The organism is Glaciimonas sp. GG7, from assembly GCF_052976905.1.
Genome location: NZ_JBRIIQ010000169.1, coordinates 1 through 5,007, shown reverse-complemented (window position 1 = coordinate 5,007; position 5,007 = coordinate 1). Strand labels below are relative to the sequence as shown.

The window sequence follows — 5,007 nt, the reverse complement described above, 5'->3', positions numbered from 1 at the left end:
TCTCCGACTCAGTAGTTCTATGCCGAGTACCACGGACAAGCACGAATCGATGGTCCACAGCGTGCCGTTTTCGCAAATCACCGCCGTCAGAAATGACTCGCGAGAATACGCCTACGCCGCACTGAAATTGCACGTCACGCTGGACTCGCATATCGACGATGCACTGGACCTGATGCGCGAAACCGGCGCAGAAATGATGGCTGACACCGATCTGCGTCACTTATTACTGCAACCGATTGATATTTATGGCCTGAACGGCTTTGATCTGCACGGGGCTATCCTGACGGGGGCTTTCCGTACCAGACCGCAAGCGCAGTGGGGAATAATGCGTGCGTTCAATTTGCGGATTAAAGAAAAGATTGATGCGTCAGAGACGGTGACGTTTGCGAATGAATGGGCAAATTTTCCGGGGATGGTTGGACCTAATGAGCATTTGGGAGTCGCTACACAACCGATGTCTTGATATCGTTGCAGTCGACTTTATAAATATCAGGAAATTTATGCCGATAAGCGCCATAACTCCAACCCCAATATATGCGTCGCAAAACAGCCCAGCTCCCTCACCTGAAACGAATTACCTTGGCACTATTCATTATCTTTCAGAAGCGTTTCCACATAAAACTTCTCCCTGTTATGCAAGAGGTGCAATGGAGGGCGAAGGAGTATGCGCAGCTTATGACATCAATAAAAATAACAATTATTTGTTCTCGTTAAATGCACAAACTTGTGTCGTATCTACTCTGTATAACCCAGTCAATAAAATGGGTGCGGTTATTCACTTCGATCACAATATTCGCGTCATCATTAACCAAACAATTCAAACGGCAATTGAACTAATCAAAGATACGAAGGGAGAAAGCAAAACCATTCAAGCTACACTCGCTGGCGGCGTTTGGTTCATGCAAGGGGAAAGCATTGGAGATCCGATTAAAGAATCTTTAGCCCAGCATGACATCCATCCATCATGGGATCACTGGTCATTTTCTTCTTGTACAGGACGTAGCTATGGTGTGGTACTTGATTTAGCAACAGGGGAAACTAACATCTTCGAACATTCAATCGATGTCATTGATAATTTTCAGACGCCTCTATTGAGGGAAGCTATTGATTTACGCAATAAGAACCAGCCCCTGTCGCCAGAGCAAACACGTGCTGATGTATTTATGAAGCGCGTCAAAGCGCCTGGCATAGCCGAAAAATATGATGGGAAAATGCGTTTCGTCGAGAGTAATCTGAACCAACGACTGGTGACGGAAAATGAAATTAACCAAAAACGTATTCCCATACATCTGGTGCCATAGGGATGGTGAAAACTGATCTGACTCTCGCTCTGAGGCCGGTTCACACTCATAGGACTTATGCAAAACTGGCCCAGCAAGTCCGACTGACGAAGACAGTATGTTAGTAGGGCTAAGAGGGATAACGCCGCTGGGGCGATTTTGCGTAAGTCCTAATTCAATTCGAAAACCTGCCCCCTACTTCAACCGACAACTCAACAACCAATAATGCTCCATGCGCAAAATCCGCAAATCCCGCGTATCCGCCGCTAACCGCTTGCGCAAATTGCTATCGCTGGGGAAATTTTTCAAAATCTCATAACGGTCGCCTTGAGGGAACCCCGGCAAGCGCCGATGCTGAAACGTATTTCCCAGCAAGTCGGTACGGGCAATCGTGGTGCTGCTGCCTTCGACGTAACTGTTGTCGAGCATCACCATTAAGGTGTCTGGCCCCAACTGCGCACGCAAGTGCTTGAGAAATTTGTCGTGATCTTCACGCAAAATGTGCGAGAACAAAAATCCAAAGAAGACCGCTGTATAAGGGCGGTCTAGCTGGAGATCAAACGCATCGGCGAGCGCAAAACGGACTTTGTCGGCTGGAAAACCCTTGGCCTGCGCCAGTTTCATGACTTCAGGATTGATGTCGGTTGCCAGCACCGATTTGGCCGAGGCTGCAAGTTGCTCGGTCCAGAAGCCAGTGCCGCAGGCAAGTTCTAGTACGTCGTGGCCTTCGAGCAACTCTTGCACCCGCACTTGCAGGGTGAGCAATTCATCCTGGCGCTCAGGCCGGGTGTAAATTTCTTCGTAAGACTCGGCACGTTTGGCGTAGTACTCCGCCATATCTTTTTTAAGCATTTTCTGACTTTCTTAAATCCGGTGAAACAAGGTGTGACGCACACGTTTGTCGATACCGTTCCGACAGTGCGTCATAAAGTGGTGGCGCAAAAAACCGCGATACCCGACTGGCAATTAAGGCCGTTGCCATCAGTGAAATCACCAATGCATGGCCGTTAATCATCTCCATCACGATCACAAAAGCGGTAATCGGCGACTGCGTTACCGCCGCCAGATAACCGACCATTGCCAGAGCAATCAACATCTGCAACGAAGTGTTATCGAATAACAGGTGCAGCAGGTTGCCAAACCCGGCACCGATAGACAACGATGGTGCAAAAATCCCGCCCGGAATACCCGGCAGGTAGGAGCCAACCATCGACGCCATTTTTAAAAAGGGATACCACATCGATAAATGCCCGCCAGCCAGCAAACTCTGGGCCTCGACATAACCGCTACCAAACGTGGCACCAGCGGCGATGACGCCAATGAGCGCTACCAATAATCCGCATAATGCGCCAAAGACAACCGGGCGATCGCGTCGCAACGTTTGTACTTTGGCAGGAATCCAGCGCTCGGTATTGAGCAGCAACCAGCAAAAAATTCCGCCTGCGATGCCGGTGACGACGCCTGTCACCACCACCGCCACGGCCAGCATGTTAGTAAGGGCACCAGCAATCTGTATGGTCCCGAAATAAGTGTAGTTACCATTGAGGCCAAGTGCTACTGCACCGGCAAAAATAATCACAGTAATCACCACGCCACTGGCGCGATGCTCAAAACTGCGGGTCAATTCTTCAATCGCAAAAACGATTCCCGCCAGCGGCGTATTGAAGGCGGCGGACAAACCAGCGGCTGCTCCGGCCAAAATCAAGCGTCGTTCCAGTGCGGCACTGGCACGTGGATACAGACGGCGCAAATTGAACATCAAGGCGGCTCCCACTTGCACCGTCGGGCCTTCGCGCCCGATTGTAAAACCGCCCAGTATCGCCAGAAAAGAAACGCCGATCTTGCCCAAGAGTATTTTTATCGATAAAAATGCGTGGCCGCGCTGGGTTGTTTCTTCTTCTAGTGTGGCGATGACTTGCGGTATTCCGCTACCTTCTGCCCCGGGAAAAAACCGCCGCGTCAACCAGACACAAAGTGCACCAGCCAACGGCGTAATGATGATCGGCAGCCAGAAATGGGCTTGCTGAATGCTGCGAAAAATGCCGAAACCGGCATCGATCAGGCGCGCATATAACACGGCGACTAAACCAACCAACACCGCCCCCAACCACAAAATGCCAAATTTACGCCATACCCGCCGTAAATGCCGCAATGTCTGACCTGATATGTTCGATGGGAACGTGTTCATTGCATCCTTGTGAGCTTCATTGCAGAAGCTTGGGAAGTAAAGGCGAAAGGCGGCATTATAGATTACTTACTCCCGCAATTATTGAGGGGACGCAATCATCCACCCTTCATCCACCCTTCCATTCAGCGCAAAATGTGATCTGGTCCCATCCTCTCGGACGAACGCAAGGGAACCGGCGTATCATGCTCAATCTACAATTTTTGGCTGTCGTTACTGAATAACAACTATTTTGCACCAACATCGACCACCCATCCGGACGTGACGATGTTGCAAATCAGAAATCTTCAATAACAGCACCAACCAGATCACAATGGCCCTCCATTCCGCTGCCGCACACTCCAGCGAGCAAGTTCTCCCTTTTCGTGAATCACTGATGGCCATGCTGGGGATCGCATTTGTCATCATGCTCGTCGCCCTTGATTCCACCATTGTCGGCACGGCGTTGCCCACCATCGTGGCCGAGCTCAAAGGCTTTGATCTGTATTCCTGGGTCGCCACTTCCTATTTACTGACCTCTGTCATTACCGTGCCGATATTCGGTCGGCTGGGCGATTATTACGGTCGCAAGCCGTTTGTGATTGTCTCCATTATTCTGTTCACCGCCGCCTCTATCCTGTGCGGCATGGCCGATAGCATGCTGTGGCTGGTAATTGGCCGTGGCGCGCAAGGGATAGGCGGCGGGATGCTGGTGGGAACGGCCTTTGCCTGCATCCCGGATTTATTTCCCGGTGCACACACACGACTGCGCTGGCAAATTCTGATGAGTGCAGCGTTCGGCCTGGCAACCGCCATTGGTCCTTCGCTCGGTGGTTTTCTGACGCAATACTGGGGCTGGCGCTGGGTATTTTTTGTCAATCTGCCGGTGGGCATTTTGTCACTCATTTTTGTCTGGAAATATCTGCCGCATCTGCGCCATACCGATCCCGATGCCAAAATCCGGCTCGACTGGCCGGGCGCGTTGTTAATTACCGCCTCCTTAGGCTGCTTGCAATTATTCGTCGAAATGCTGCCCAAGCATGGATTGTCATTGGGGATGCTGGCGTTGTTGGTGGCGAGCATTGTTTCCTTTTATGCCCTCTGGAAATGGGAGCATCACGCGCCACAGCCGATATTGCCGTTTGATTTACTGTTCCATCCGAAATTGTCGGCGCTATTTTTGCTCTCCTTGTTGAGCGGGTTTTCGATGTTTTCGCTGATGTTTTTTGCGCCCTTGCTGTATCAGGGCGGCTTCGGTTTATCGCCGCAGGACGCCGGTTTGTTGATTACGCCATTGGTTGCTTGCGTCATGATCGGCAGTATTTCCAACGGTCGGATCATCACCCGCATCAAAAATCCGATGATCATGCTCTACATCGGCTTTATCCTGCTGGCGCTATCGTGCTTAGGCGTGGTGATTTCAAACCGCTGGACCTCGCACGGCGTGATCGCTGGATTCATGGTGATGGGCGGGCTCGGTCTGGGCTTTATTTTGCCCAATATCACGGTATTTATTCAGCAAGAGGCGGGACGTGAAAATCTCGGGATCGCAACTGCCCTGAT

At 50.9% G+C, this 5,007-nt stretch carries 4 protein-coding genes and 1 pseudogene; 3 read left to right on the top strand and 2 right to left on the bottom strand.

The window, feature by feature from the left end:
- Together ACVBEF_RS20540 and ACVBEF_RS20535 are read left to right on the top strand one after the other, a co-directional pair.
- Positions 1-463: pseudogene (locus ACVBEF_RS20540) on the top strand (hypothetical protein); the annotation flags it as partial.
- 37 nt (positions 464-500) lie between these two features.
- Positions 501-1,301 (top strand): hypothetical protein, encoded by an 801-nt coding sequence (locus tag ACVBEF_RS20535; protein WP_447125763.1) that lies wholly within the window; start codon positions 501-503, stop codon positions 1,299-1,301.
- A 174-nt stretch (positions 1,302-1,475) separates the two neighbouring features.
- Here ACVBEF_RS20535 and ACVBEF_RS20530 read toward each other — a convergent pair whose 3' ends face one another.
- Entirely contained in the window at positions 1,476-2,132 is a 657-nt protein-coding gene (locus ACVBEF_RS20530; protein WP_447125762.1) for a class I SAM-dependent methyltransferase, read from the bottom strand.
- Positions 2,125-3,468, bottom strand: coding sequence for a chloride channel protein (locus ACVBEF_RS20525; RefSeq protein ID WP_447125761.1), 1,344 nt, complete (start codon positions 3,466-3,468; stop codon positions 2,125-2,127). Before ACVBEF_RS20525 ends, ACVBEF_RS20530 begins: the two co-directional genes overlap by 8 nt.
- Positions 3,469-3,778: 310 nt before the next feature.
- Between ACVBEF_RS20525 and ACVBEF_RS20520 the strand changes: the two genes are divergently transcribed.
- A partial coding sequence (locus tag ACVBEF_RS20520; RefSeq protein ID WP_447125760.1) for an MFS transporter occupies positions 3,779-5,007 on the top strand: 1,229 nt, incomplete at its 3' end.